At 29.8% G+C, this 25,839-nt stretch carries 22 protein-coding genes and 1 pseudogene; 5 read left to right on the forward strand and 18 right to left on the reverse strand.

All coding sequences use genetic code 11. The features are described 5' to 3' along the window. Nucleotides 1-5 precede the first annotated feature (5 nt). From NJU99_RS12890 to NJU99_RS12920, 7 genes are all read right to left on the reverse strand, one after another. Nucleotides 6-932 carry a D-2-hydroxyacid dehydrogenase gene (locus NJU99_RS12890; RefSeq protein ID WP_254576312.1) on the reverse strand — a complete coding sequence of 309 codons (927 nt, stop codon included), beginning with the start codon at nt 930-932 and terminating at the stop codon, nt 6-8. Nucleotides 933-1,029: 97 nt separating this feature from the next. Then, the gene (locus tag NJU99_RS12895) at nt 1,030-1,536 is read right to left on the reverse strand and encodes a dihydrofolate reductase (protein WP_254576313.1); all 507 of its coding nucleotides are present in this window, start codon (nt 1,534-1,536) and stop codon (nt 1,030-1,032) included. A gap of 9 nt (nt 1,537-1,545) precedes the next feature. Continuing rightward, on the reverse strand, nt 1,546-2,409 hold the full coding sequence (locus NJU99_RS12900; RefSeq protein WP_254576314.1) for a thymidylate synthase: 864 nt from the start codon (nt 2,407-2,409) through the stop codon (nt 1,546-1,548). Further along, nucleotides 2,406-4,514: a DNA helicase RecQ gene (gene recQ / locus NJU99_RS12905; protein WP_254576315.1), complete on the reverse strand. Its 2,109-nt coding sequence runs from the start codon at nt 4,512-4,514 to the stop codon at nt 2,406-2,408. Before recQ ends, NJU99_RS12900 begins: the two co-directional genes overlap by 4 nt. Further along, entirely contained in the window at nt 4,514-5,086 is a 573-nt protein-coding gene (locus NJU99_RS12910; protein ID WP_254576316.1) for a TetR/AcrR family transcriptional regulator, read from the reverse strand. Before NJU99_RS12910 ends, recQ begins: the two co-directional genes overlap by 1 nt. A 9-nt stretch (nt 5,087-5,095) precedes the next feature. Next, nucleotides 5,096-5,731 carry a LysE family translocator gene (locus NJU99_RS12915; protein WP_254576317.1) on the reverse strand — a complete coding sequence of 212 codons (636 nt, stop codon included), beginning with the start codon at nt 5,729-5,731 and terminating at the stop codon, nt 5,096-5,098. A gap of 1 nt (nt 5,732) precedes the next feature. Further along, nucleotides 5,733-6,710: a hypothetical protein gene (locus NJU99_RS12920; protein WP_254576318.1), complete on the reverse strand. Its 978-nt coding sequence runs from the start codon at nt 6,708-6,710 to the stop codon at nt 5,733-5,735. Between the two features lie 175 nt (nt 6,711-6,885). On the opposite strand from NJU99_RS12920, the gene prpB reads away from it, so the two are divergent. From prpB to prpF, 4 genes are all read left to right on the forward strand, one after another. Then, nucleotides 6,886-7,770 (forward strand): methylisocitrate lyase, encoded by an 885-nt coding sequence (gene prpB / locus NJU99_RS12925; protein ID WP_254576319.1) that lies wholly within the window; start codon nt 6,886-6,888, stop codon nt 7,768-7,770. Nucleotides 7,771-7,845: 75 nt separating this feature from the next. After that, nucleotides 7,846-8,955 (forward strand): citrate/2-methylcitrate synthase, encoded by a 1,110-nt coding sequence (locus NJU99_RS12930; RefSeq protein WP_254576320.1) that lies wholly within the window; start codon nt 7,846-7,848, stop codon nt 8,953-8,955. Nucleotides 8,956-9,148: 193 nt separating this feature from the next. Next, nucleotides 9,149-11,746, forward strand: coding sequence for a Fe/S-dependent 2-methylisocitrate dehydratase AcnD (acnD, locus tag NJU99_RS12935; protein ID WP_254576321.1), 2,598 nt, complete (start codon nt 9,149-9,151; stop codon nt 11,744-11,746). Between the two features lie 221 nt (nt 11,747-11,967). After that, entirely contained in the window at nt 11,968-13,146 is a 1,179-nt protein-coding gene (gene prpF / locus NJU99_RS12940; protein ID WP_254576322.1) for a 2-methylaconitate cis-trans isomerase PrpF, read from the forward strand. Between the two features lie 75 nt (nt 13,147-13,221). Here the strand turns inward: prpF and NJU99_RS12945 are convergent, their stop codons facing one another. The 8 genes and pseudogenes from NJU99_RS12945 to murI all read right to left on the reverse strand — a co-directional run bounded on the left by NJU99_RS12945 (nt 13,222) and on the right by murI (nt 22,493). Continuing rightward, the gene (locus NJU99_RS12945; protein WP_254576323.1) at nt 13,222-15,258 is read right to left on the reverse strand and encodes a LuxQ periplasmic sensor domain-containing protein; all 2,037 of its coding nucleotides are present in this window, start codon (nt 15,256-15,258) and stop codon (nt 13,222-13,224) included. Between the two features lie 85 nt (nt 15,259-15,343). After that, nucleotides 15,344-16,444 (reverse strand): substrate-binding domain-containing protein, encoded by a 1,101-nt coding sequence (locus NJU99_RS12950; protein WP_254576324.1) that lies wholly within the window; start codon nt 16,442-16,444, stop codon nt 15,344-15,346. An 80-nt stretch (nt 16,445-16,524) separates the two neighbouring features. Beyond that, a complete protein-coding gene (locus NJU99_RS12955; RefSeq protein ID WP_254576325.1) occupies nt 16,525-17,067 on the reverse strand; it encodes a hydrolase in 543 nt (180 codons plus the stop codon). Between the two features lie 132 nt (nt 17,068-17,199). Further along, nucleotides 17,200-17,547: a zinc ribbon domain-containing protein YjdM gene (locus NJU99_RS12960; protein WP_254576326.1), complete on the reverse strand. Its 348-nt coding sequence runs from the start codon at nt 17,545-17,547 to the stop codon at nt 17,200-17,202. A gap of 28 nt (nt 17,548-17,575) precedes the next feature. Then, nucleotides 17,576-18,517 (reverse strand): hydroxymethylbilane synthase, encoded by a 942-nt coding sequence (gene hemC / locus NJU99_RS12965; protein ID WP_254576327.1) that lies wholly within the window; start codon nt 18,515-18,517, stop codon nt 17,576-17,578. A 2-nt stretch (nt 18,518-18,519) separates the two neighbouring features. Then, entirely contained in the window at nt 18,520-19,359 is an 840-nt protein-coding gene (locus NJU99_RS12970; RefSeq protein WP_254576328.1) for a DsbA family protein, read from the reverse strand. A 1,199-nt stretch (nt 19,360-20,558) separates the two neighbouring features. Continuing rightward, nucleotides 20,559-21,699: pseudogene (locus tag NJU99_RS12975) on the reverse strand (DNA polymerase III subunit gamma/tau); the annotation flags it as partial. After that, a complete protein-coding gene (gene murI, locus NJU99_RS12980) occupies nt 21,696-22,493 on the reverse strand; it encodes a glutamate racemase (protein WP_254576329.1) in 798 nt (265 codons plus the stop codon). The gene murI and the pseudogene NJU99_RS12975, both read right to left, overlap by 4 nt. 134 nt (nt 22,494-22,627) lie before the next feature. Here murI and NJU99_RS12985 point away from each other — a divergent pair, with 134 nt between their 5' ends. Continuing rightward, on the forward strand, nt 22,628-23,293 hold the full coding sequence (locus NJU99_RS12985) for a uracil-DNA glycosylase family protein (RefSeq protein ID WP_254576330.1): 666 nt from the start codon (nt 22,628-22,630) through the stop codon (nt 23,291-23,293). A 59-nt stretch (nt 23,294-23,352) separates the two neighbouring features. Here NJU99_RS12985 and NJU99_RS12990 read toward each other — a convergent pair whose 3' ends face one another. Genes NJU99_RS12990 through NJU99_RS13000 form a run of 3 tightly spaced genes read right to left on the reverse strand, consistent with a single transcriptional unit; the run spans nt 23,353 to nt 25,774 of the window. Beyond that, a complete protein-coding gene (locus tag NJU99_RS12990) occupies nt 23,353-24,159 on the reverse strand; it encodes a MetQ/NlpA family ABC transporter substrate-binding protein (RefSeq protein WP_254576331.1) in 807 nt (268 codons plus the stop codon). 20 nt (nt 24,160-24,179) lie between these two features. Continuing rightward, nucleotides 24,180-24,833, reverse strand: a complete 654-nt coding sequence (locus NJU99_RS12995; protein WP_429726336.1) for a methionine ABC transporter permease — start codon at nt 24,831-24,833, stop codon at nt 24,180-24,182. Beyond that, nucleotides 24,818-25,774, reverse strand: a complete 957-nt coding sequence (locus tag NJU99_RS13000) for a methionine ABC transporter ATP-binding protein (RefSeq protein WP_254576333.1) — start codon at nt 25,772-25,774, stop codon at nt 24,818-24,820. Before NJU99_RS13000 ends, NJU99_RS12995 begins: the two co-directional genes overlap by 16 nt. Between the last annotated feature and the right edge of the window lie 65 nt (nt 25,775-25,839).

Here is a 25,839-nt window from a genome sequence, read left to right on the forward strand (position 1 = left end):
CTTCTTTATTTTAAAAACTCTCTTATATTTTCAGCCACCATTTCAAGTAGTCTAGTTCTAGCTTCAATACTTGCCCAACCAATATGAGGAGTAAGTAATAATCTTTGTTTATTTTTTACTTTTAGAAGTGGATTATCTTCAAGTATTGGTTCTTTTGAAACTACATCTATTCCTGCATAAATCTCTTTTTCATCTAAAATTTTTGCTAAATCTTTTTCATTTATGATACCACCTCTTCCAAGGTTTAATAAAATTGCTTTATCTTTCATCTTTGACATATTTTCATAGTTTAGTAAATCTTGTGTATTTTCATTTAAAGGACAATGAATAGAGATAATATCACTTGTACTTAAAAGCTCATCTAACTCAACTCTTTTATACTCACTATTTGAGTTTTTTCCAGAAGTTGAATAATAAACTACTTCACAATCAAAAGCCTTCGCTTTTTTAGCAAAATTTCTTCCAATATCCCCAAGACCAATAACCCCTACTCTTTTATTATCAAGTTCATAAAAAGGTTTATCTATATGAGTAAAGATTGGTGACTTTTGCCAGTTGCCATTATCCACATATGATTTATAATAATCAAGTTTTGTAACAAAATGAAAAATCATAGAAAAAGCAACTTGAGCAACAGAGGAACTTGAATAACCTGCTACATTTTTAACAGCTATGTTTTTTTGTTTTGCGTATTGTAAATCTACATTATTCATACCAGTTGCAGTTATACAAATAAGTTTCATAGATGAATCATCCATATGAGAGCTATTTATAACTACTTTATTAGTAAGAACAATATCAACATCTTTTACTCTATCTTGTGTTTGTTCTTCACTTGTCATATCATAAACTATTAGTTCACCAAACTGCTCAAATATAGATACATCTACATCATTTCCAAGTGTTGCTCTATCTAATATTGCTATTTTCATGTTTTTCCTTTATATTTTTTACAAATCCTATCTTTTTTTGACTAATTAGTCAAGTAAATCTATATAAAAAAAGCTTGACACAATGCCAAGCTTTAGATTAATCTTTTTTTACCCATACCTTGAAGTTCCAAGCAGGAGAGATAATATCTCCCTTTTCATTTTTTATAGCTTCATACTCTCTTTGTTCTTGTAAATCCCATGTCGAAAAGTCTATTTCTTTAAGATAAGCATCTGCTTCTCCCTCAAAATCCACCTCAGATAAATACATCTTATCCACATAGTCAAATAGTGATTCATATATATTTGCTCCACCTATGATAAACAGCTCTTCTTCACCTGATTCTCTTGCTTTATCGAAGGCTTCTTGCACATTGTTAAAAGTGTGAACACCCTCATGAGAAAAATCCCCTCTTGTTAAAACAAGTGAAGTTCTATTTGGAAGTGGTTTTCCAATACTTTCAAAAGTCTTTCTTCCCATTAAGATATGATGACCTGATGTGATAGCTTTAAAGTTTTTAAAATCTTCACTTATATGCCATAACATTTGATTATCAAGACCAATTTCCCAGTTTTTACCATATGCTACAATCATTGAAATTTTCATCTTTTATCCTTATACTGCCATTACAGCTTTTATTGATTCGTGAGATTCATACCCAACTAGTTCAAAATCTTCCATTTTAAAATCTTCTATGTTTTTCACATCTGGATTAATTTTCATAGTTGGTTTCTCATAAGGCTCTCTACTTAACTGTAAGTTCACTTGTTCATAGTGATTAGAGTATATATGAGCATCCCCAAAAGTATGTACAAAATCCCCTACTTCTAAATCACAAACTTGTGCAATCATCATAGTAAGTAAAGCATAAGAAGCAATATTAAAAGGAACTCCTAAAAATACATCTGCACTTCTTTGGTATAACTGACAAGATAATTTTCCGTCTGCCACATAAAACTGGAAAAAAGTATGACATGGTGGTAAAGCCATTTTTTCTAATTCACCTACATTCCAAGCTGATAGAATCATTCTTCTTGAATCAGGGTTTGTTTTGATTTGATTTATAAGTTCAGATAACTGGTCAATAGCTTTTCCATCAGTACCCATCCATGATCTCCATTGAGCACCATATACAGGTCCAAGCTCTTTAATAGTGTCAGTATTTACATATCCTAGGTCTTTACCTTGAGCATCTGCATTTGCTGTCCATACTGTTTTTTTACCTATTAAGTTAGAAGCTTTATCTCCATAATGAATTTCAGCAAGTCTTCTCTCATCAGTACTACCCTCAATAAACCATAAAAGCTCAGAAATAATTGCTTTTAAAAATGTCTTTTTTGTAGTTACAAGTGGGAAGCCCTCACTTAAATCAAATCTCATTTGATAACCAAATACAGAAGTAGTTCCTGTACCTGTTCTATCTTCTTTTTTAACACCCTTATCTAAAATATGTTGCAATAAATCTAAATACTGTTTCAATTACTTTCCTTCTTAAAATACTCATACAAATATAAGTATTGTCTTAGTTCTTTTAAACTTTCATACTGCAAACCTTGCTCTATCCATTGTTTTATTTCACTTGGAATTTTAATAGGCTCTAATAACTCTTGTTTTTTGTTTTGTGAAAGCTTTTTATGTTCGTATAATAGTGATAAATGGCTTAATATCGAACTAATCCCTAAATCACGAATTTGTGCTATTTCTTCTAGTGTTTTTTCATTTTCAATTAACTCCAAAGTTTCCAAATAAGTCTTTGTTAACTTCTTTGAAGGAGCTTTATTTTCTATCTCTTCTTTGTTTTCTTCTTTTATTTTTTGACAAGCTTCTAAAAAAGCATTTCCATACTTTTCAAATCTTACTTTTCCAACTCCATTTATTTCAAGGAACTCTTCTTTTGTGATAGGAAGTTTTTGACTTAACTCTTTTAAAGTTTTATCCCCAAAAATCACATAAGCAGGAACTTCATTTTCATTTGCTATTTCTCTTCGCAGAGTTTTAAACTCCTCAAAAACCTTATCATCAAAGCTTAGTTCTAAGTCTTCCTCTTCTTGTTTTACTAAAAGTCCAAGCTTATCACTATCTATGAAAAGTTTCTCTTTTCCTTTTAGTATTTTCATACCCAAATCTGAAATTTTCAAAGCTCTAAACTCACCTAATTCTAAAGCTTGTATGTCTATAAGCTTATCACAAATAGCTATCCATTCATTTTTACTTTTTTGTGATCCAATATTATAAACACTTAACTTATCATGACCAAACTCTAAAAGCTTTTGATTTTTTGAACCTCTTAAAACATCAACTATGTGATTTATTCCAAATCTTTGTTCACATCTAAAAATAGCTGAGAGTAGTTTTTGAGCATCCACACTTACATCAACTTGTTCAACCTCGCCTTTTGTACAGTTATCACATAAAGTTTCACAACTAGGTATTTCATCTTCAAAATATGAAGCTATGATTTTATGCCTACAATTATTTGAAACACAATATCTATACATAAACTCTAATTTTTCTAAAGATGTAGATTTATACCCATCATCAATAGCTTCTTCGATTTGTATTTTTCTTTTTACCTCATCAGCCTTTGAATAAAGTAAATATACATAAGACATATCGCCATCTCTTCCTGCACGACCTATTTCTTGATAGTAATTTTCCAAAGTTTTAGGCATAGAAGTATGTACTACAAATCTAATATTTGATTTATCAATTCCCATACCAAAAGCAATAGTAGCAACAACTATATCAACTCTTTCATATACAAAATCTTCAAAAACTCTATTTTTCACATCTACACTAAGTCCTGCATGATAAGCTGCTGCTTTATAGTTTTCATCACATAAAAACTTAGCAATACCCTCAGCCTCTTTTCTAGTAAAAGTATAGATTATTCCACACATTCCCCTATGAGTTTTTAGGAAATTTAATATTTGTCTTTTTCCATTTGAAACTCTTGGTTCTACTTTTATATCAAGATTATCTCTTTTTGTTTTTGCTCTAAAATGTTTTGGATTATTTAGTCTTAGACTATTTGCTATATCAGCTTCTACTTTTTTTGTAGCAGTTGCAGTAAATGCACATATAGAAGTATCAGGAAAAAACTGTTTTAATCTATCAAGATTTCTATACTCAGCTCTAAACTCATGTCCCCAAGCAGATACACAGTGAGCTTCATCTATTACGAAGTAGTTTATATTTATTCTTTGAAGAACACCTACAAACTCATTTGAAGTAAATCTCTCAGGAGCTACATATAAAAACTTTAACTCCCCTTGCAAAAGCTTTTGTAAAGTAAAACTGTTTTCATCACTACTTTGAAGAGAACTAATCATCTCAGCACTTATATTTAAATCATTAAGAGCTTTTACTTGGTCTTGCATAAGAGCAATCAAAGGAGAGATTACAATTGTAACTCCTTGCATAAGTAAAGTTGGAAGTTGATAACAAAGTGATTTTCCACCACCTGTTGGCAAAATAGTTAAAACATCTTGCCCACCTATAATAGTATCAACAACATCTTCTTGAAATGACCTAAAACTTTCATGTCCAAATATATCTTTTAGTACTTCATATTTACTATTCATTACTTAACTTTTAAAAGATTAAGATAATTATGCAATTGTTCTATACATATATCATAGTATTTAGAATCAGATGATTTTTTGGCAGTTGTTAAGCCACCTTGAATTGTGGCTAAGATGAACATTCCCACAGCTTTTGTATCAGTATCTTTTTTTATCTCACCATTTTCCACAGCTCTATCTAGTGCTGCTTGGAAGATTGCTTCAAATTTAAAGTATGATTTTTCTAAGGCTTTTTTAAAGTCTTCATCTTGATTTGATAATTCATGTACAAGATTATTTAATCTACATCCATAAATGAAATTATATAAAGGTTTGTTTCTTAGTACAGACATGATGGCTTCTATCATATTCTCTTCACTTTCTAAAATAACTCCATATTTTTTTTGAATATATTCATCAACATGAACTTCAATTATTGCTAGAATCAGCTCTTTTTTTGATTTGAAAAAGTGATACATACTTCCTTTATTCATTGAAGCTTTTTTAAGTATTTTATCTACAGATGTTGCATGATATCCATTTTGAAAAATCTCTTCAAAGGCTACTTTTAATAACTTATCTCTACTATTCATTTTTTTCCTTTATTTACTTAAGGCTACTTTTATACCTAAACCTATCAATACCACACCAACAATTCTATCAAACCATACTCCAAAGGAATTAAAGAAAGTTCTTACTTTTTTATGACTTAAAAATAGTGAAAGAAACACAAACCAAATAATACTTGCAATCATACAAAATATTCCATATATAGCTTGTATATACATAGGTGTATCTATGCTTATAACTACTGTAAACATTGATAAGAAAAATAGTGTTGCTTTAGGATTTAAAGCATTGCATAAAAACCCCATACTAAAGGATTTAAAATCACTTATATTCTCTTTTTGTTTTGAACTATCATCTTGTAAGTTCATACCTTTTGATCTTAAACTCATAATCCCAAGATAAATTAAATAAGCAGCACCTAAATACTTCACAATATTAAATAAAACAATTGATTTTGAAATAATAAGCCCTATACCTAATAAAGTATAAACTACATGAACAGAAACACCAAGTCCTATTCCAATACTTGAAACAATAGATGCTCTTTTTCCATAACTAACACTTTGTTTTAAAATCATCGCAAAATCAGGACCAGGTGATAGCAATGCTATAAATAAAGCAGCAGCTAGTATTAAAAACTCATTTACATATAAAGAATAATCAATCAATTTAATTCCTTCTTTGCCCTGATTTTGGATCACTTACTTCTTTTTGTAAGTCTAAACTTAGATTATGATAGAAAAGCTCTCCATAATCTGTAGTTCTATTTATAGTCTCATATGCTTGTTTTATATCATTGTTATATTTTAAAGCTTCTTGTAATATCTTTATAATTTTTACAGATTCCAAAAAGTTCACATGAGAAGGAGCTTCTATGGGTGAGCTATAATACTTGTGCATTCTTTCAACTAAGTTCTTATTTCTGATTTCTATAAATACAGATTCAATTGGTGATTTAAAGAAAAGTATCTTTTGCTTTACATTTATAGATATATATGTTGTTTCCATTCCATAAATTTTTCTTGAAAAACTATCAAATAAGAAAAGCTTTTTATTATAGTTATTGTTAAATAACTCATATATAAGTTCTAATATTTTGATTTTTTCTTCTTTTGTATAGAAGTTTCCAATACTTGCAAAACAAAATGATAAAACAGACTTAATTGAATACCATTCAGTAGTATCATAATCATATCTTAGCATCTGCTCAATTCTTCTTTGTTTTAACTCTTCAATATCTTTTGATGTTTTTGTTCTGTACACTTCTTGTACAGCAGTATCTCTATACATAGGTCCTGGAAACTGTGCTTGAATAACAAATCTTCTATTTTTTTCAACTTCCATGATATATTTTAACCTACCATAATAGTCTTCATCTATTATTCTAACTTCTTTTTGAGGTATTTGTGTTATTGATTTTAAAAACTCCTCATCAACACAACCATCCTCCCATATATAATCTGGGTACCTAAAAATCTGACAAATTTTCTCTTTTACATCATTACTTGGTTCAACTTCTGTTAAATTATCAATCCACGATGTAACAGTCCTTCTATCCTTATTGATTAAAGATGCAAACTTAGATATACTTAAATTTGATCTTTTGAATATCTCTATAAACTTATCTATTGAGTTTTTATAATTCATTTACATTCCTTAGAATTAACTTTATCTAATATTGTACCATTTTAAAGCATAAGAACAAATATTGTACATTTAATATATATTTTAAAAAAAGTTGTGTTTTCTCTTACAAAAATCATACACTGTGCATATGTCTAAATCATGTATAATAATACTCAATTCAAATTAAAGGATGTGTATGAGCGCAGGAAAAAAATTTAGAGAAGCACTTAAGGAAGAGTCTCCTTTACAAATCGTAGGAACAATTAATGCATACCAAGCATTACAAGCTACAAAAGTAGGACATAAGGCAATTTACCTTTCAGGTGGAGGAATTGCAAATGCATCTTACGGTTTACCAGATTTAGGTATGACTATGATTGAGGACGTATGTATTGACATTAGAAGAATTACTTCTATTTGTGATACTCCTGTTATCGTAGATGCTGATACTGGTTGGGGACACGCATTCAACGTTGCTAGAACTGTTAAAGAATTTATCAGATCTGGTGCAGCTGGACTTCACATTGAAGATCAAGTTGCTGCAAAAAGATGTGGACACAGACCTAATAAAGAGTTAGTTTCTACTGAAGAAATGTGTGACAGAATTAGAGCTGCGGTTGATGCAAAAATGCAATTAGACCCAGATTTCTATATCATCGCTAGAACTGATGCACACGCTTCTGAAGGGCAACAAGCTGCAATCGACAGAGCATTAGCTTACGTTGAAGCTGGAGCAGATGCAATTTTCGCTGAAGCAATCCATACATTAAAAGAGTACAAAGAGTTTACTGATAAAATGGATGTTCCAGTATTAGCAAACATTACTGAATTTGGTGCAACTCCAATGTTCACAACTGAAGAATTAGCAGAAGTTGGTATTGACATGGTTCTTTACCCATTATCAGCATTCAGAGCAATGAACAAAGCTGCATTAAACGTATACCAAGAGTTAAAAGACAAAGGAACTCAAGAAGGTGTATTAGATACTATGCAAACAAGAATGGAGCTTTACGATATGTTAGGTTACCATGATTATGAGCAAAAAATGGACGCACTATTTTCAAAAGGTAAAGCTAAGTAATTAGCTTCGCCTTGTAAAACAAAAAAAGCACGAATATAAAATTTTAATTAAAACACAAAGTTTAAGGAGAGAGAAATGAGTGGTTTAGCAGGTGTTACAGCAGGTCAATCATCAATTTGTACATGTGGATTAGGTAATGGTCTTAACTATAGAGGTTATGATATCGCAGATTTAGCATTAAAAGCAGACTTCGAAGAGGTTGCATTTTTATTATTAAATGGTGAATTACCAACTAAAAAAGAATTAAAAGCATTCCAAAATAAAATTATTGAAGCTAGACAACTTCCAGCTGCAGTAAAAGAGGTATTAAGAGCATTACCAGCTTCTTCTCACCCAATGGATATCATGAAAACTGCAACTGCAGCTTACGGATGTGTATTCCCAGAAGCTGAAGATTTTTCTGATCAAATGGATAAAATCACTATGTTACTTGGAGCATTTCCATCGTTCTTAGTTTACTGGCACCACTGGCATGTAAATGGTAAAGAGATTGAATTAGCTTCAGAAGAGCAAACTATGGCTGGTTTCATTGTTGAAAGATTAAAAGAGAAAAAACCTTTTGATGTTGAAGTTAAAGCAATGAACGCAATGTTAACTTTATATGCAGAGCATGAATTCAATGCATCTACATTTGCAAACAGAATTACTGCTTCTACATTATCAGACATCTACTCTTGTATGACTACTGGTATTGGTACATTAAAAGGTCACTTACATGGTGGAGCTAATGAAGTAGCAATTAAATTCGTATTAGGATTTGATGATGTTGATCACGCATTAAAATCTGTAGATGAATTATTCGCTAAAAAAGAAAAAATTATGGGATTCGGGCACAGAGTATATAGAGAAGTAGATCCAAGATCTCCTATCGGATTCGAATTAGCTAAAGAGTTAAAAGAATTAGAAACTTCTGACCCTAAATTATTTGATATTGCAAAAGCAGTAAGAGATAAGGTTAAAGCTGAAAAAGGTTTACCTGATAATATCGACTTCTTCGGTGGATTAATTTACCACTATATGCAAATAGAAAGATTATACTATACGCCATTATTCATTATGTCAAGAGCTGCTGGATGGGCTGCTCACGCATTTGAACAAAGAGCGAATAACAGAATTATCAGACCAAGTTCAGAGTATACTGGACCTGAGCCTAGAGATTTCGTAGCATTAGAAGATAGAGCTTAATTCTTTCTTCTTTTTTTAAAAAAGCACAAGAAACATAAAAAACTTACATAAAAAAATTAAAATAGCCTCTTTATAGAGGCTATTACAACACAAGTGCCACATACAGTGGATAAATTACAATAAAAAATTTAGCACTGTTTGGAAACATAAATTGAACTAAAGTTCATAAAAAATTTAAGAATGGATATAAATAATGACAAACGAAAAATATCTTAAAAACCTTGATGGTGTAGATGGTGTTAAGTACTATGATGTTAAAGCAGCAGTAGAAGACATTACTCCTGGTTCATTTGAAAAACTTAACTATACTTCAAGAGTTTTAGCTGAAAACTTAATTAGAAAGTGTCCTAGTGCAGACTTAAAAGACTCATTAGTACAATTAATTGAAAAAAGAACTGATAAAGATTTCCCTTGGTTCCCATCAAGAGTTATTTGTCACGATATCTTAGGATTAACTGCATTTGTTGATTTAGCAGGATTAAGAGAAGCAGTAGCTTCTAAAGGTGGTAACCCTGATAAAGTTAACCCTGTTGTTCCAACACAATTAATCGTTGACCACTCATTAGCTGTAGAGTGTGGTGGATATGATCCAGATGCTTTCCAAAAAAATAGAGATATAGAAGATAGAAGAAATGCAGATAGATTCCACTTTATTAACTGGACTAAAGAAGCATTTAACAACGTTGATGTTATTCCTCCAGGAAACGGTATTATGCACCAAATCAACTTAGAGAAAATGTCTCCAGTTGTTCACTTAGATGATGGTGTTGCAAGTCCAGATACATTAGTTGGTACTGACTCACATACTCCTCACGTTGATGCACTTGGTGTTATTGCTGTTGGTGTTGGTGGATTAGAAGCAGAAAATGTAATGTTAGGTAACCCTTCTTATATGAGAGTTCCTGAAATTATTGGTGTTGAGATTGTGGGTGAGAGAGCACCTGGAATTACTGCAACTGATATTGCACTTTCTATGACTTCATTCTTAAGAGAAAACAATGTTATTTCTGCTTACTTAGAGTTCTTCGGTGAAGGTATTAAATACCTTAACTTAGGCGATAGAGCTACTATTGCAAATATGACTCCTGAATATGGTGCATCTGCTGGTATGTTCGCTATTGATGAGCAAACTATTTCTTACTTAAAAGTAACAGGTAGAGAAGCAAAACAAGTTGAATTAGTAGAAGCTTATGCTAAAGCAAATGGTTTATGGGCTGATCAATTTGAAGGTGCTACATATGCTAGAACTATTCAATTTGACTTATCAAAAGTAACTAGATCATTAGCAGGTCCTTCTAAACCTCATAAATTAGTTCCAACTTCAACTTTAAAAGAAGAAGGTATTGTAAAAGAGTGGACTCAAGAAGGTGATTTAATTCCTGATGGTGGTATCTTAATTGCTGCTATTACTTCATGTACAAATACTTCAAATCCTAGAAACGTAATTGCTGCTGGACTTTTAGCTAAAAAAGCAAACGAGCTTGGACTACAAAGAAAACCATGGGTTAAGTCTTCATTAGCACCAGGTTCAAAAGTAATTGAAGTTTACTTAAAAGATGCTGGATTATTACCTGAAATGGAAAAACTAGGATTTGGTGTAGTTGGTTTTGCTTGTACTACTTGTAATGGTATGTCAGGTGCATTAGATGAAAAAATCCAACAAGAAGTTATAGATAGAGATATTTATTCTACTGCTGTATTATCTGGAAACAGAAACTTTGATGGAAGAATTCACCCATACGTAAAAGAAGCATTCTTAGCATCTCCTGCATTAGTTATTGCATATGCATTAGCTGGTACTGTAAGATTTGATATTGAAAATGACTCTTTAGGTAAAGATGCAAATGGTAATGACATTAAATTAGCTGACTTATGGCCATCTGATGAAGAAATTGATGCTGTTGAAAAAGAGTGTGTTAGACCTGAAATGTATAATGATATTTATGATCCAATGTTCGCAAGAGATGGATTATCAAGTGTTAAAGTAGATCCATTCTACAAATGGAATACTAACTCTACATATATTAATAAGCCTCCATACTGGGAAGATGAATATATGCAAATGCCAGCATTAAAAGGTTTAAGACCATTAGGTGTATTCCCTGATAATATCACTACTGATCACTTATCTCCATCAAATGCTATCTTACCTGATTCTGCTTCTGGTGAATATTGTATTTCTAAAGGTCTTCCAATTCCTGACCTTAACTCTTATGCTACACATAGAGGGGATCATAATACAGCTTCAAGAGCAACATTAGCAAATCCAAAATTATTTAACGAAATGGTTAAAGATGAAAATGGAAATGTTAAACAAGGTTCACTAACTAAAATCATGCCAGAGGGTACTGAGTCTAGAATGTGGGAAGCTATTGAAGAGTATAACAATAGAAAACAACCATTAATTATCGTTGCTGGTACTAACTATGGTCAAGGAAGTTCTAGAGACTGGGCTGCAAAAGGTGTTAGACTTGCAGGTGTTGAAGTTCTTATTGCTGAATCAATTGAGAGAATTCACAGAACTAACTTAGTTGGAATGGGTGTATTACCATTACAATTCAAAGAAGGTGATACTAGACATACTTACGCTATTGATGGTTCTGAGACTTTTGATATCGAAGGTGAAATCACTCCTAGATGTGACTTAGATGTTGTTATGACAAGAGCAAATGGTGAAGTTGTTAAATTCTCAGTATTATGTAGATTAGATACTTCTGCTGAAGTTGAAGTTTACAAAAATGGTGGTATTTTACAAAAATTCGCTAAAGATGTTGTTGCTGAAACTAAGTAATAAATCTTAATATTTTAGGGGCTTTTGCCCTTAAAATATTTGTTAAAGAAATCAAAGATTTTTTTAATAAATATTTTTTCTAATAGGAACAAATAAAACTGACTCGTCAGTTTCTTTAGAGTTTTGTTTCTTTTAGTGAAAATTAATTTTTCACGATAAAAAGAAATCATAAAATAATAGGTCCCTTTTTAAATGGGACATTTTAAAAGGAGAATATTATTATGGCTTACAAACCACAATTTAAAGTAAAAGCAACATATATGAGAGGTGGTACTTCAAAAGGTACTTTCTTTAATATTGCAGACCTTCCAAAAGAAGCTCAAGAAGATGGAAGAAAAAGAGACAAACTATTACAAAGAATTGTAGGTTCTCCTGATATTTATAAAAAACAAATGGATGGAATGGGTGGAGCTTCTTCATCTACTTCAAAAGCTATCTTAGTTGGGAAATCTGATGTTCCAAATCATGATGTAGATTACTACTTCTGTCAAGTTGCTATTGACAAAGATTTTGTTGATATGAGTGGAAACTGTGGTAACTTAAGTTCAGCAGTTGGTCCTTTTGCTATTAAAGAAGGTTTAGTTGATAATGTACCCCAAAATGGTGTATGTTGTGTAAGAATTTGGCAAGCAAATATCAAAAAAACTATTCTTTGTTATGTAACAATGGAAGATGGAATGGTTAAAGAAATGGGTGACTATGAAATTGATGGTGTTGCTTTCCCTGCTGAAGAGATTGTACTAGAGTTTGTTGAGCCAGTTGACCCAAGTGAAGAGTTATTCCCTACTGGAAACTTAGTAGATGACTTAGAAGTTGAAGGTATTGGTACACTTAAAGCTACTATGATTACAGCAGGAATTCCAACAGTATTTGTAAATGCTGATGAAATCGGATATAAAGGAACTGAGCTTCAAGGTGATATTAATTCTGATACAGCAGCTTTAGAAAAGTTTGAAAAAATCAGAATTGCAGGTGCTTTAAAAATGGGTGTTATGAAAGATGCAAGTGATGCATTAACTCAACAACACACTCCAAAAATTGCATTTGTATCTCCTGCTCAAGACTTTATTACATCTTCTGGTAAAGAAGTAAAAGCAAGTGAGATGGACTTACATGTAAGAGCCTTATCTATGCAACAATTACACCATGCTATGATGGGAACAGCTTCTGTTGCTATTGGTGTTGCAGGTTCTATTCCAGGAACTTTAGTTAATTTAGCTGCTGGTGGTGGAGAAAAAGATACTGTAACATTTGGTCATCCAAGTGGTGCTATTAAAGTTGGTGCTACAATTACTAAAGATGGTGATAAACTTACAGTTCAAAAAGCTTCTATGAGTAGAAGTGCTAGAATTATTATGGATGGAAATGTTCACGTTCCAGCTGGAACTATGGACGTATAACCTAAATACTTTAAAGTAAAAAGAGAATAGCTGGAATAAGATTCCAAGCTATTCTCTTTTTTATTAGTAAAAATTTTAATCACATAAAAGTGGTATTTGTATTTTAAACTCTTCACCTTTATATTTATTTCCTTCATATTCATACTCTACGGTTTTATTTGATAAACTACCATTAAAATGTTTTTTAATGATTTCATTTGACATATAAAGACCAAGTCCTGTACCTTGACTTTGATGTTTTGTAGTAAAATATGGTTCATATATTTTCTCAGAGATTTCACTAGGTATACCCCCTGCATTATCAGTAACTATTAATACTAGATTATCATCAACTACAGATGATTTTATAATTATAAATTTATTTGTGTCTCTTAATGACATTTTAGATATCAAAGCATCTTTTGCATTGTTAATAATATTTATAACAACCTGCATGAGTTCAAATTTGAAACCCAAAACTTTTATACTTTTTAAATCTAAAACCAACTGTATATTACTAGATTTATATGAAGACTCAAATATAACCAAATTCTCTTTTATAAGTTCATCTATATAAAACTCTTCTACTTCATTATTTGGATTGAAAAAGTTTCTAAATTTATCTATTATTGATGATAAATAATTGATATTATTTAAAAGCTTTTCTAAATTTACTTGTGCTTTTTCTTTGTTTAATTTATCTAATTGTATTTGCATACTCATAGAAGAAGATATTACACTCATGATTGTTAGAGGCTGTCTCCATTGGTGAGCAATATTTCCAATCATTTCACCCATAGAGGCTAATTTTGATTGTTGATATAACATTCTTTCTTTTTCTTGATTTTGTTTTTCTAATAAAACTAAATCATTTATATCTGTATGAAAACCAATAAACCTACTTGCCTTATCATCTGAATCATAAAATAGTTTTCCTCTAATTTTTATCCATTTATATGTATTGTTTTTACATTTAAATCTATACTCTGTTTCAAATAAATCAGACTTTTGATTTATATGTTCTTTTAGTTCACTTAGTGTCTTTTTATAATCTTTTTTATGAATACTTCTTTGCCAAAAACTATTATAAGCTATGTCATCATCTAAATCATAATCTAACATAGTTTTAAAGCGTGGAGAATAAAATACTTTTTTATTTTTTAAATCCACATCCCATAAACCATCTTGAACTCCATCAATTGCCCTAGAATATTGCTCTTTTACATCCCTTAGTTCAGAAATAATGTCGTTTAATTCATACGCAAAACTATCAAACTCTAAAACATTTGTATTTTTATACTCTATATCTTTTTGGTCTTTAACTTTATTTGCATAATCAACAAGTTGGCTAAAAGGTTTGATAATAAATTTATTAGATAGATAATATAAAAGAATAAAACAAAAAATAACAAAAAATACTAATAAAAAAGCTTGTTGGATAAAATTGTCTTTTAGAACTTCAAAAGTACTATTTTTCTTTTCATATATAATTTCTAATTTATCAGTATCATATATCTCATAAGGAATACTAGAATATATTTTATCTTGCTTTACAAATATATCTTTTTTTGTAAACTTACTTAAATCAATGTTTTTTTGATTATTCGTAGAAGCAATTAATCCTTTATCAAAATATACATATATATCAAGAAGTTTTGCTCTTGTTTTTATATTCTCTAAAAAACTAAAGTTATCATTTAAAACTTTTGCCCCATAAACTTTAGCTTTAACTCTCCCTGTTAATTCATCAATAATACTATCTTTACTTATCATTAGAATAATATCTTTATTTTCAATCTTTACTCTAATAATTCTATTGTTTATTGATGAGTCCATTTGTTTGATTTTTTCAATTATTAACTTTGAGTCAAATAAAGATGTACTATAATCATAAAATATTCCATCCATCTTGAAAAAAAGTAAATCTACTGTGTCCACATAAGATAAGGTTTCAAGTTTATATATAACCTCATCTTGATTTTCTAAATGGGAAATACTTTTAAACTCATTCGTTACACTTGAAACTATCTCTTGTAAATTTTTTTGTTCATTTTCAATAATTAACTTTGTGATATTATAGGTTTGATTAAAGTAATCACTAATATTTTTATCCACTACTTTTTGTGTATTCATATAACTTGAAAAAAGTACAGCAGTAGTTAATATAATAAAAAATAGTAATAGTAATAAACTATTAATTATAGATAAGGAAAGCTTTTTATTTTGCATTATCTTGTGTATACCTAAAAGCTCTTTGTTCAAGCTCTTCTAATTTCTCTTTTGCAATTCCCTTTTCTACAAGGGCAAAATCTCCTGAAAAAATTGTAGGTACTTTTTGCTTGTCACCTTCTAAATCAAGTTTTATTGCCTCTGCCATTGCTACGCCATTATCATCATTCATTCTCATAACTGTAATGTCCATATATCCATCTTGAATAGCTTGAAGTTCACTACTTCCTCCACCCCATCCATTTACTAATATTTTTCCTACTAAATCTTTTTGTTTAAGTGCTTCTATTACACCTAATGCAATATCAGTAGAACACGCATATATAAACTTAATATCATCATCTTGTTTTAGCAAATCAAGTGTTGCAAGTTTAGCTTTTTCTTTACTTGTATTTGTAAAGTATTCATGAACTACTTTTAAATCTGAGTTCTTAGAAACATAATCAATAAACTTTGTTCCTCTCATATAACTTACATAACCATTTGCTGTATATAAAACAGCATACTTACCAACACCTTTTGTCTTTTTGATATAATAATCAGCTAGCATTTGACTGCCTATCATATGATCAAAACCTACATATAAAAAAGGTTGACTTTTCTGCCATTTTCTAAGGGGTGTTGTTATGTTTTGTAAAATTAGTTTTGGTTTTTCACGACTTATAATTCGCTCAATAAATTTAGCATGTTTACTTGCATCTAATACAAATACTAAATAATCAGTATTATCTTTTATAGCCTTTAAGAGTAGTTTAGATTGAACCCTAGTTTCCACATGAGGTTTAGTAAAGTGAAGAACTAATTCATAATCTATACCTAATTCATCAAGTCTTTTTTCAAAAGAGACTTTACTTTTCATCCAATAATCAGTTAATTGTTTACCCGGATATACTAAAACTATCTTTACTTTTTTATTTTGTTGTTTTATTTTGAGGGCATCTTTTTGTATTTGTTTTATAAAGTCTGTTGTTATTTGTTCTTGATTAGTGAACTTAATATACTCATCTATGTCAAAGTATTTTGAATTTTCTGCATTTAGAAAACTGATAGTGCACATCAAAAGAATCAATTTGATAATGGATTTTTTCATTGTTTACCCTTATATTATAAGTTTAAAATACAATTATTATACCATAACAAATTAATTCTTTTAATATTAATAAATAGCTTTTACTTAACTAATTTAGATATTTCTTTAAATACTGGATTTTTAGCATTTAGTGTTAATTCAAATAAAATTGATTCATATGTAGTTGGAATAACACCTGCTTGAATTAATCTTTGAATTGCTACATCAGTATCATTTTGTTTTCTTGAAGTTACACAATCAGTAACTAGTATTGGTTGAAGTCCCGCTTCTAATAAATCAATACAAGTTTGTAATACACATACATGTGTTTCAATTCCTGCAACAATTACATTTTTCTTTCCACTGTTTTTAATAGCTTCCATTGTTGGTTCATTTTTACAACAAGAAAATGTTGTTTTTTCAAAATGAGGATAATCAACTACTAACTCTTTTAAAGAAGGTATTGTCTCACCTATTCCTTTTTTGTACTGTTCATTTACTATAAAAGGAACTTCTAATACTTTTAAACCCTTAATTAAAGTAATTAATTTTTTTTTAATCTCTTCATTATTCGTTACGTGAGGAAATAGCTTTTCTTGTACATCTACTAAACAAAATAGTGTATCTTCTACATTTATTCTCATATATCACTCCTTAATATATTAATATAAATATGATACTAAAATTATTATTTAATTTTCTTGGAAAATATTGCTTTTTTGAAAGTTTTTGAAGTTATGACAAAAGAGAAACTCTTTTGTCAAATAAGGCAGTTTTTAAGCTTTTTTAACAAACTCTTGTTTAAGTTTAATAGCTCCAACACCTGGAACTTTACAGTCAATATTATGACCGTCATTACCCTCAACTAATCTTATACCTTTTACTTTAGTACCAACTTTAATACCTGATGAGCTACCTTTTACTTTTAAGTCTTTGATAACAGTAACATCATCCCCATCTTCTAAAATAGCACCATTGGCATCTTTTACGATAAGTTTATCTTCATCTTCTTCTAATGATGCATCTTTTGACCATTCATGGGCACATTCTGGACATATATATAAATCCATATCTTCGTAAGTATATTCGCTCCCACATTTTGGGCAGTTTGGTAAATTTTCCATGTTTTCCTTTTCTTGTTAAATTGGGTTTTTATTTAAATGCTATTTCTTCTGCTCTTTTAAGAAGCTCTTTTGCTCCCTTTTCAATAAAGCTTTGGGCTATTTTCTTTCCTATTTCTTTATAGTTTTCAATTGGTTCAATTACTTCTTCTTCTATTCTTTCACTAGCATCTGGCATACCAACTATTGCTTGGAACTTGATGTTTTTGCCATCTTCTAAAATAGTAGCTTTTGAACCAATTGGTACTTGACAACCACCTTCTAATACTCTTACAAAATCTCTTTCAACTGTTGATTCAATATAAGCATTTTCATCATTTAAAACAGATAATAAGTCTACTAATTCTTTATTATCAAGTGTTTCAATACCTAATGTTGCTTGTCCCATTGATGGAATCATTAAATCTGTAGATATTGGAGTAAAGTAGTTTACTTCATCTTCAATTTGAAGCTTTTGTACACCAGTTGCTGCTAAAATAATTGCATCATATTCACCAGCTTTAAGCTTTGCAATTCTTGTATTGATATTTCCTCTTAAGTCTTTAAGTTCAATATCAGGTCTTAGCATTTTAATTTCCATTCTTCTTCTAAGACTAGTAGTTCCTATAACAGCCCCATTAGGTAAAGCTTCAATACTCTCATATTTTTCACTTAAAAAAGCATCTCTTGGATCAAACCTTTTTGTAAGTGCTGCTAATACAAATCCATCTTCAAACACAACAGGAACATCTTTTAAACTGTGAACTGCAATATCTGCTTCTTTATTTAATAGTGCTATTTCTAATTCTTTTGTAAATAAACCTTTTCCACCAATTTTTGCTAAAGGTACATCTAAAATCTTGTCTGCTTTAGTTGAAAATGTTTTTAACTCAATTTGCATATCTGGATAGTGTTTATTTAGTTCTGCTTTTATATATTCACTTTGCCATAGTGCTAATTTACTTTGTCTTGTTGCGATTACTAGTTTTTTCATATTTACTTCCCTAATGTTTGATATTTTTCTTTTGTACTATCTTTTTTACCATTTACAAAAATAGTTGGTGTTCCTTGAACCATCACATCTTCACCCATATTTATATCTTTTTGGATATTTGCTTTTTTTAGCTCTTCTAATGTGATATTTGTTTTAAGTTCTTTATTAAAAGCTTCTAATATTTTATTTGTATCAGTTGATTTTGAATCAAAATATTTATCCCAATCAATCTCATAAACTTTTAATTCTAAATCTTTTATGTTTTTATGTTTTGCTACTTCCATAATTTGAGATAATGGTCCTGCTGCTGGATGTATTCTAAGTAATGGAAAATGGTAATAGTATAAAGCAATATTATCACTATTTTTATTCACATAGTTTATTACATCTGGTACATAGTCCATACAAAAAGGACATAAAGGATCAGAGAAAATCACTATTTTATCTTTTGCATTATGATTACCTGCAATTAATCTATCTTCTTGATAATACTCTTTTGTTAAAGTTGGAGCAACTAAACTTTTTAAAGATTTACCTGTTTTTAAATCTAATAAATCTAAGGATACATACTTTCCATTTGTAAAAACAATATCTTTAACATCTACTACTTTTGAAGTATCTTTAGATGTTGGTATTTGTGCTTGTACATTTAAAATATATCCATACCAATCTTCTAAAGGCATTTGTTTTTTTAAACTAACTTCTACATTTAGAACTTCTACATTAGGATTTAATCCAAGTCTATTTTTTTCAAACTCAATAACTTCTTCGTCATTAATATTTGCAAAAGCCAGTGTACTACATAAACCTAACAGACCTAAAACTTTTAATGCTTGCTTCATATCTCTCCTTTAACTTCTTGATTTAACAGTTATTTTCTTTACATCTAAAAGCTCTTTTGCTCTATTTAACATAGGAGAGTTTAGTATATCATTTAACTGTAACTCTTTTTGTGATGGCTTAGGGTCAGATACCTTTTGCATATCTGCCACACAACCAGAGCCAACTTCAACATCTTCAAGCATAGAACCAGAATCATTTGAGTTGTTTTGTAATGAAGAGTTAGGCTCTTCTTTTACTTGATTATTACTAGGTTTAGGTGTTTTTTCTAAGACCTTGCGGGCCGGCTCCTTTGTAAAATCTAGCTCAATTTCATTTCCAAAAACATCTTGAGCAAATGTTCTTATTAGTCCAAAGTGTTTATATAAAAACTTTCTATCATCACCTTGGGCTCTTGAGATTATATATAGTTTATTATTTTCATGACCATTGAAAATAAAGTTCTTTTCAAAACATTCACCTAAAGTATAATCCCTATCATAAACTTTTTGAGTTAATTTAGCATATAACTCATTTACCACTGGCTCTTCTTGAACTTCTTCTTCAAAAGGAACAGCTTCTACTTCCATATTTGGATTTACAGCTACTTGTTGTTCAATTGTTTCCATATGAATTTCATTTGAGGTATTTGCATTTATAGGCTCAGTTTTAGGTTTTGTATCTTCTATATTTTGAGGTATTGTTTGCTCAAAAGGATTTGAATCAACAAGATTTGAAACTGCTTCATTTTGAGTTACTTGAGGCTCTGCAGGTTTAGCTATAACTTCTTCATTAATACTTTGTGTTTGCTCACTTGGCTTTTGTTCTTGAGTGCTTGCAATAGGAGCACTTGTTGGTAAATCATCAAATGGCGTTGGATAAGATACAGTCTCAATTGCATCAGTAATACCTAAATCAACAATATCAGTTACACTATTAGCATATGCTATATCTTGTATTGTTGGCTCTTCTATCTTAGTTTCAGGTTCATTTTCAAATGGATTATCATTTGGCGTTTGATTTTGTTGTATTTGTGACTGAATAGTTTGCTCAACTTTTTGAACCACATCTTCTACACTTTGTGGTTTTGAAGCTGGAACTTCTTGTGTAAGTGAAGTAGGATTAACTTCTTCTATTTGCACTTGAGGAGCTTCAACTATTTCTTGTGGTTTTACTTCTTGCACTACTGATTGTTGAACCTCTTCAACTTTTGGTGTTTTTATTTCTTCAATCTTTAGAGAAGGTGTTTGAACTGTTTGTTTTACACCTTGATTAACTTGTGGGTCTTCTTTTTCTTTTACTTTTTGAACTTGGTCAATAATTTCATCAATTGTTCTAATATCAACAGCTTCAATCATTTTCATTAAAGTCAAAATAAGTACAAAACCACCATCAGAATTCATAGCTAAAAGATGTTTTGCATCACTTAATATTCTAAAAAATCTATCAAATAAAAGCAAATCAAATCTTGAATCTTTTTCTAACATTCTATGTTTTAAATAAATAGTCATTTCATCACAAACCTGTGATACTTCATAGTTTTCAAGCTCTTTTACAATAGCTGTAATATCACCTTTATTTAAAACTACTTGGAAGATTGTATCCATAACCTCAGGGTCAATAAGTCCTAACATATCAACAACTGCTGTAGTACTTACTCTTCCTCTTGAAAAAATTATAGCTTGGTCAAGCATAGTTAAGGTATCTCTTAAACTTCCTTGTCCACTTCTAGCTAAAATCTCTAAAGCTTCGCTTTCAAAATCAATTCCCTCTTCATTTAAAATATGTGATAAATGATGAATTACATCAGAATTTGAGATTTTATTAAATCTAAAGTGCTGAGTTCTTGAAAGAATAGTAGCAGGAAGTTTTAAAGGATCTGTTGTTGCTAAAATAAATTTTACAAAACCAGGAGGTTCTTCTAAAGTCTTAAGTAAAGCATTAAAAGCTTGAGTAGTAAGCATATGAACTTCATCGATAATAAATACTTTAAATCTAGCACTACTTGGTTTATATTTAGTATGCTCAATTAAATCTTTTATATCATCAATACCTCTATTTGAAGCTGCATCCATTTCTATAATATCTAAGTGTCTTGAAGAGTTTGCACTTTTACAGTTATCACAAACTTCACATGGTTTTGAAGTAGGACCTTCACTACATAAAAGAGCTTTTGCCATAATTCTAGCAGTACTTGTTTTACCACTTCCTCTAAGACCACTAAATAAGTAAGCATGAGATAGTCTATTTGAATCCAATGCCAAAGATAGTGTTTGTGAAACTGTACTTTGCCCTACTAAATCTTCAAATCTGTGCGGTCTATACTTTAAAGCTAAAACTCTTTTTTCTACTGATTCACTCATACTTCACATTTCCTTACCATTATTTCATCTTGTTTTTCATACTCTTTAAAAATCATATTCACCATATTTATATTTAATTCACCTGTATAACAAATGGATATTTTCAAATCTCCTAAATTAGTATGTCCTTTTTGCGAACTTAAACTAATTAGTCTACTTGCTATAGCCTCTCCTGTTTGTATTAAGTTTACACCCTCACCCATAATACTTTTTATAGCTTGGGATACCAATGGATAATGTGTACAACCTAAAACAATAGTATCAACACCATTGTCTTTCATAGGAAGAAGCCAATTTTTTAACATCTCATTTGTGTCATTATGTAAAACTCTTCCTTTTTCAATCTGCTCAACTAAACCAGGACACTCTTGCTCAAAAAGTTTTACTTCTTTATTGCGTGAAAGATTATCAACTAAAGTTTGATACTTATCACCTTTTAGTGTTGCAGGAGTAGCTAAAACTCCTACATTTAAACTTTTTGTATTTTGTATAGCTGGTTTAATTCCAGGTTCTGTTCCTATTACGATTAAAAAAGGAAAGTTTTCTCTTATTTGTTTTATAGCAGCAGAAGTTGCAGTGTTACAAGCGACAATCAAAACCTCTATCTTATGCTCTTTTATAAAATAGTTTGTAAGTTCAATACATCTTTGAAGGATTTGTTCATGGCTTTTTACCCCATAAGGAGCATGGGCTGTATCAGCAATATAAAAAATATCAGCACCATTAAAAACATCTTTGATAGCATTTACAACAGTAAGACCACCAAGTCCAGAATCAAATACACCTACTTTCAACTTTTGCCTTTTATAAATTTATGGGATTATACCTAAAAAGGTCAAAAAAGTAGATGAAAACAATTAGGGTATTTTTATAATAAAAATGTTAAAACTAATAAATCTTTTAAATAATATCTAAATAAAGGCTCGTCTTGTTTTTTCATTTTCATCCCTATGAAGCATTTTTAAATAATGATACAAAAAAAGTAATAATAGGAACACTACCACCACCTAGATTTTGTAATAAAGAGTTTAAAATAAATGATGTTGATTTCTGTTATGGTTCACAAGATGGACTTTTATGGAAATGCTTAGACAAAATATTTGAACTAAATTTGCTTTATAACAATACCCAAGAAGCAGTAAAACAAAGAAAAGAGTTTTTGATAAAAAAGAAAATTGGTATCTGTGATATTGTTGATTCATGTAAAAGAGAAAAAATTGATGCAAGTGATTTAGGAATGAGTGAAGTTAAACTTCGTGATATTCTAGGATATATCAAAAAATATAAAAACATAGAAACTCTAATATTCACAGGTGGAAATAGCAAAAATGGTCCTGAGTATTTTTTAAGAAAAATATTAAAAGATCAAAACATCAAGTATGAATTAATCTCAAAAGAAATACCAAAAATTCATAGTTTTTTCTATGATAATAGACTTATAAAAACCATAAGTTTAACATCACCCTCAAATGCTGCAAATAGATTCATAGGCTCAAATACCTTATATAAAAAAAGAAAACTTGAAGATAAAAACTACACAACTTTTGATTTTAGAGTTGAACAGTATGAAAAAGTATTTAAAGATAAAATTTGACATAAAAAAAGCAGAAAAGAAAACTTTTCTGCTTTTGAATTGAAGTTATAAATTTTTAACTAGAAAGCTTCTACAATAGAACCTTCATATTTTGAAGCAATAAAGTTTTTAATTTCTGTTGAGTTTAATACTTCATTTAAAGCTTTAATAGCTTCGCTGTTTTCATTCCCTTGCTTAACTACTATAATATTTGCATATGGAGAGTCTTTTGGCTCTATAATTAAAGCATCTTTCATAGGATTTAAATTAGCAGCTAAAGCATAGTTTGTATTAATAATAGCACCATCTACTTCATCTAAAACTCTTGGTAATTGAGGAGCATCTAACTCTTTGATTTTTAAGTTTTTAGGATTATCTTTAATATCTAAAGCTGTTTTAAACTGAACATCATTAAATGTTAATAAACCTTTTTTCTCTAAAATATCTAAAGCTCTACTCTCATTTGTTGGGTCATTTGGAACAGCAATTGTAGCACCATCTTGTAATTCATCTAAGTTTTTTAACTTATTTGAGTAAAGTCCCATTGGCTCTAAGTGTACATTTACAGTTTTAACTAATTTTGTGTTTTTACTTTTGTTAAATTCAATTAAGTATGGTTCATGTTGGAAGAAGTTAGCATCTAACTCACCCTCATCAACTGCAATATTTGGAGTTACATAATCAGTAAACTCAACAATTTGTAAATCATAACCTTTAGCTTTTAATAAAGGTTGAGCTATTTCTAAAATCTCAGAGTGAGGAACAGGAGTAGCTCCAACTTTAATAACCTTTGACTCTACTTTCTTCTCTTCTTTTGAATCTGTACAAGCTACTAATCCTAAAGCAACTGCTACAGTAAGTAGTAATTTTAATAAATTTTTTAACATATATTTTCCTTTCTATTTGTTTATTTTTTTGTAATTTTGTATAAATAATCCCCTGCACTTTGACAAGCTTGAACAAGTGCAATAAGAATAATAACCGTGTAAATCATAGTATCAGTTTGGAATCTATAGTAACCATATTTAATAGCTACATCTCCTAAACCTCCACCACCAACAGCTCCTGCCATAGCAGAAAAACCAATAACTGTAATAAGTGTTAAAGTAATAGCTGAAATAATACTTGGTAATGCTTCTACTAGCATCACTTTAAATATGATTTGAGTATCACTTGCACCAAAAGACTTAGCAGCTTCAATTACACCTCTATCCACTTCTTTGAATGCACTTTCAATCAATCTTGCAATAAAAGGAGCAGCACCAATTGTAAGAGGAATAATTGCAGCTGTTGTTCCAATACTTTTTCCAATTAAAAATTTTGTTAAAGGAAATAAAACAATCATCAAAATAATAAAAGGAAATGATCTTAAAGTGTTAATTACAACATCTAAAACAGCATAAACTTTTAAATTTTCTCTTAATCCACCTTTTGAAGTAAAAATAAGAATAATTGCTAAAAAAAATCCAATAACAACAGCTAAAAAAGTAGATACAAATGACATATATACAGTTTCACCAAGTGCAGGTAATAAAATATTAAACATTATAAAACCTCCCATACAATATCATGTTCTTTAATATAGTTTGTAACTACTTGTCTATCTTCATCTTTAATATTAATAACCATGTTTCCAACAATATGAGAATTAATCTCTTCAAGTTTTCCCCATACGATATTAAAATCCATATCTAGCTCTCTAGCCATTTTTGTTATAAATGACTGATAAGCATTATCTTTAGGGAAATACAATTTAATATTTACCCCATCATTAGGAACAACTTCTGTTTCTCCTAAAAAGTCTTTCATTTTTTCATCAGGTTTTAAAAACAACTCTTCTGTGTCATCAAAACCTATAATATTTCCATGCTCTAAAAGCAAAGCTTTTTGAGCTATTTGTTTTACAACTTCCATTTCGTGAGTTACTAAAACTATAGTAATATTTAGTTTTTCATTTATCTCTTTTAATAGATTTAAAATTGATGTAGTTGTATTTGGATCAAGTGCTGATGTTGCTTCATCACTAAGCAAAACATCTGGATTCAAAGTCAAAGCTCTTGCAATTGCTACTCTTTGTTTTTGTCCTCCACTTAGTTGATTAGGATAAGCATTAAGCTTTTGATCTAAACCAACTAAAGCTAATAACTCTTTTACTTTTTTTGAAATTTCTTCTTTACTATATCCCCAAAGTTGCATTGGTAGTGCAACATTTTCGAAAACAGTTTTTCTTTGAATTAGTGAAAAATGCTGAAATATCATTCCAATATTTTTTCTAAATTCTCTTAACTGCTGTTTATTTAAAGATTTTATTTCTTTGTTATTAACTCTTAACGAACCATCACTATAATCTTCAAGTCCATTAATACATCTAAGAAGTGTAGATTTTCCAGCACCACTGTGTCCTACAATGGCAAACATCTCACCTTTTTTAATATCTATAGAAATATCATTTAAAACTTTTACATCACCATAGTATTTATTTAAATTCTCTATAGTTATCATGATAAATCCTTCATTAAGTGATGGAATAGTAGTAAAATTTGAATAAAATATGTGTTAAATATAGA

The sequence above is a fragment of the Arcobacter roscoffensis genome (assembly GCF_024267655.1).
Lineage (GTDB): Bacteria > Campylobacterota > Campylobacteria > Campylobacterales > Arcobacteraceae > Arcobacter_B > Arcobacter_B roscoffensis.

Bases quoted from the DNA above. Each gene is read 5' to 3' on its own strand.
- NJU99_RS12890 (WP_254576312.1), bottom strand. From the start codon at position 932: ATGAAAATAGCAATATTAGATAGAGCAACACTTGGAAATGATGTAGAT.
- NJU99_RS12895 (WP_254576313.1), bottom strand. From the start codon at position 1,536: ATGAAAATTTCAATGATTGTAGCATATGGTAAAAACTGGGAAATTGGT.
- recQ (WP_254576315.1), bottom strand. From the start codon at position 4,514: ATGAATAGTAAATATGAAGTACTAAAAGATATATTTGGACATGAAAGT.
- NJU99_RS12910 (WP_254576316.1), bottom strand. From the start codon at position 5,086: ATGAATAGTAGAGATAAGTTATTAAAAGTAGCCTTTGAAGAGATTTTT.
- NJU99_RS12920 (WP_254576318.1), bottom strand. From the start codon at position 6,710: ATGAATTATAAAAACTCAATAGATAAGTTTATAGAGATATTCAAAAGA.
- prpB (WP_254576319.1), top strand. From the start codon at position 6,886: ATGAGCGCAGGAAAAAAATTTAGAGAAGCACTTAAGGAAGAGTCTCCT.
- NJU99_RS12930 (WP_254576320.1), top strand. From the start codon at position 7,846: ATGAGTGGTTTAGCAGGTGTTACAGCAGGTCAATCATCAATTTGTACA.
- acnD (WP_254576321.1), top strand. From the start codon at position 9,149: ATGACAAACGAAAAATATCTTAAAAACCTTGATGGTGTAGATGGTGTT.
- prpF (WP_254576322.1), top strand. From the start codon at position 11,968: ATGGCTTACAAACCACAATTTAAAGTAAAAGCAACATATATGAGAGGT.
- NJU99_RS12945 (WP_254576323.1), bottom strand. From the start codon at position 15,258: ATGAATACACAAAAAGTAGTGGATAAAAATATTAGTGATTACTTTAAT.
- NJU99_RS12950 (WP_254576324.1), bottom strand. From the start codon at position 16,444: ATGAAAAAATCCATTATCAAATTGATTCTTTTGATGTGCACTATCAGT.
- NJU99_RS12955 (WP_254576325.1), bottom strand. From the start codon at position 17,067: ATGAGAATAAATGTAGAAGATACACTATTTTGTTTAGTAGATGTACAA.
- NJU99_RS12960 (WP_254576326.1), bottom strand. From the start codon at position 17,547: ATGGAAAATTTACCAAACTGCCCAAAATGTGGGAGCGAATATACTTAC.
- hemC (WP_254576327.1), bottom strand. From the start codon at position 18,517: ATGAAAAAACTAGTAATCGCAACAAGACAAAGTAAATTAGCACTATGG.
- NJU99_RS12970 (WP_254576328.1), bottom strand. From the start codon at position 19,359: ATGAAGCAAGCATTAAAAGTTTTAGGTCTGTTAGGTTTATGTAGTACA.
- NJU99_RS12990 (WP_254576331.1), bottom strand. From the start codon at position 24,159: ATGTTAAAAAATTTATTAAAATTACTACTTACTGTAGCAGTTGCTTTA.
- NJU99_RS12995 (WP_429726336.1), bottom strand. From the start codon at position 24,833: ATGGGAGGTTTTATAATGTTTAATATTTTATTACCTGCACTTGGTGAA.
- NJU99_RS13000 (WP_254576333.1), bottom strand. From the start codon at position 25,774: ATGATAACTATAGAGAATTTAAATAAATACTATGGTGATGTAAAAGTT.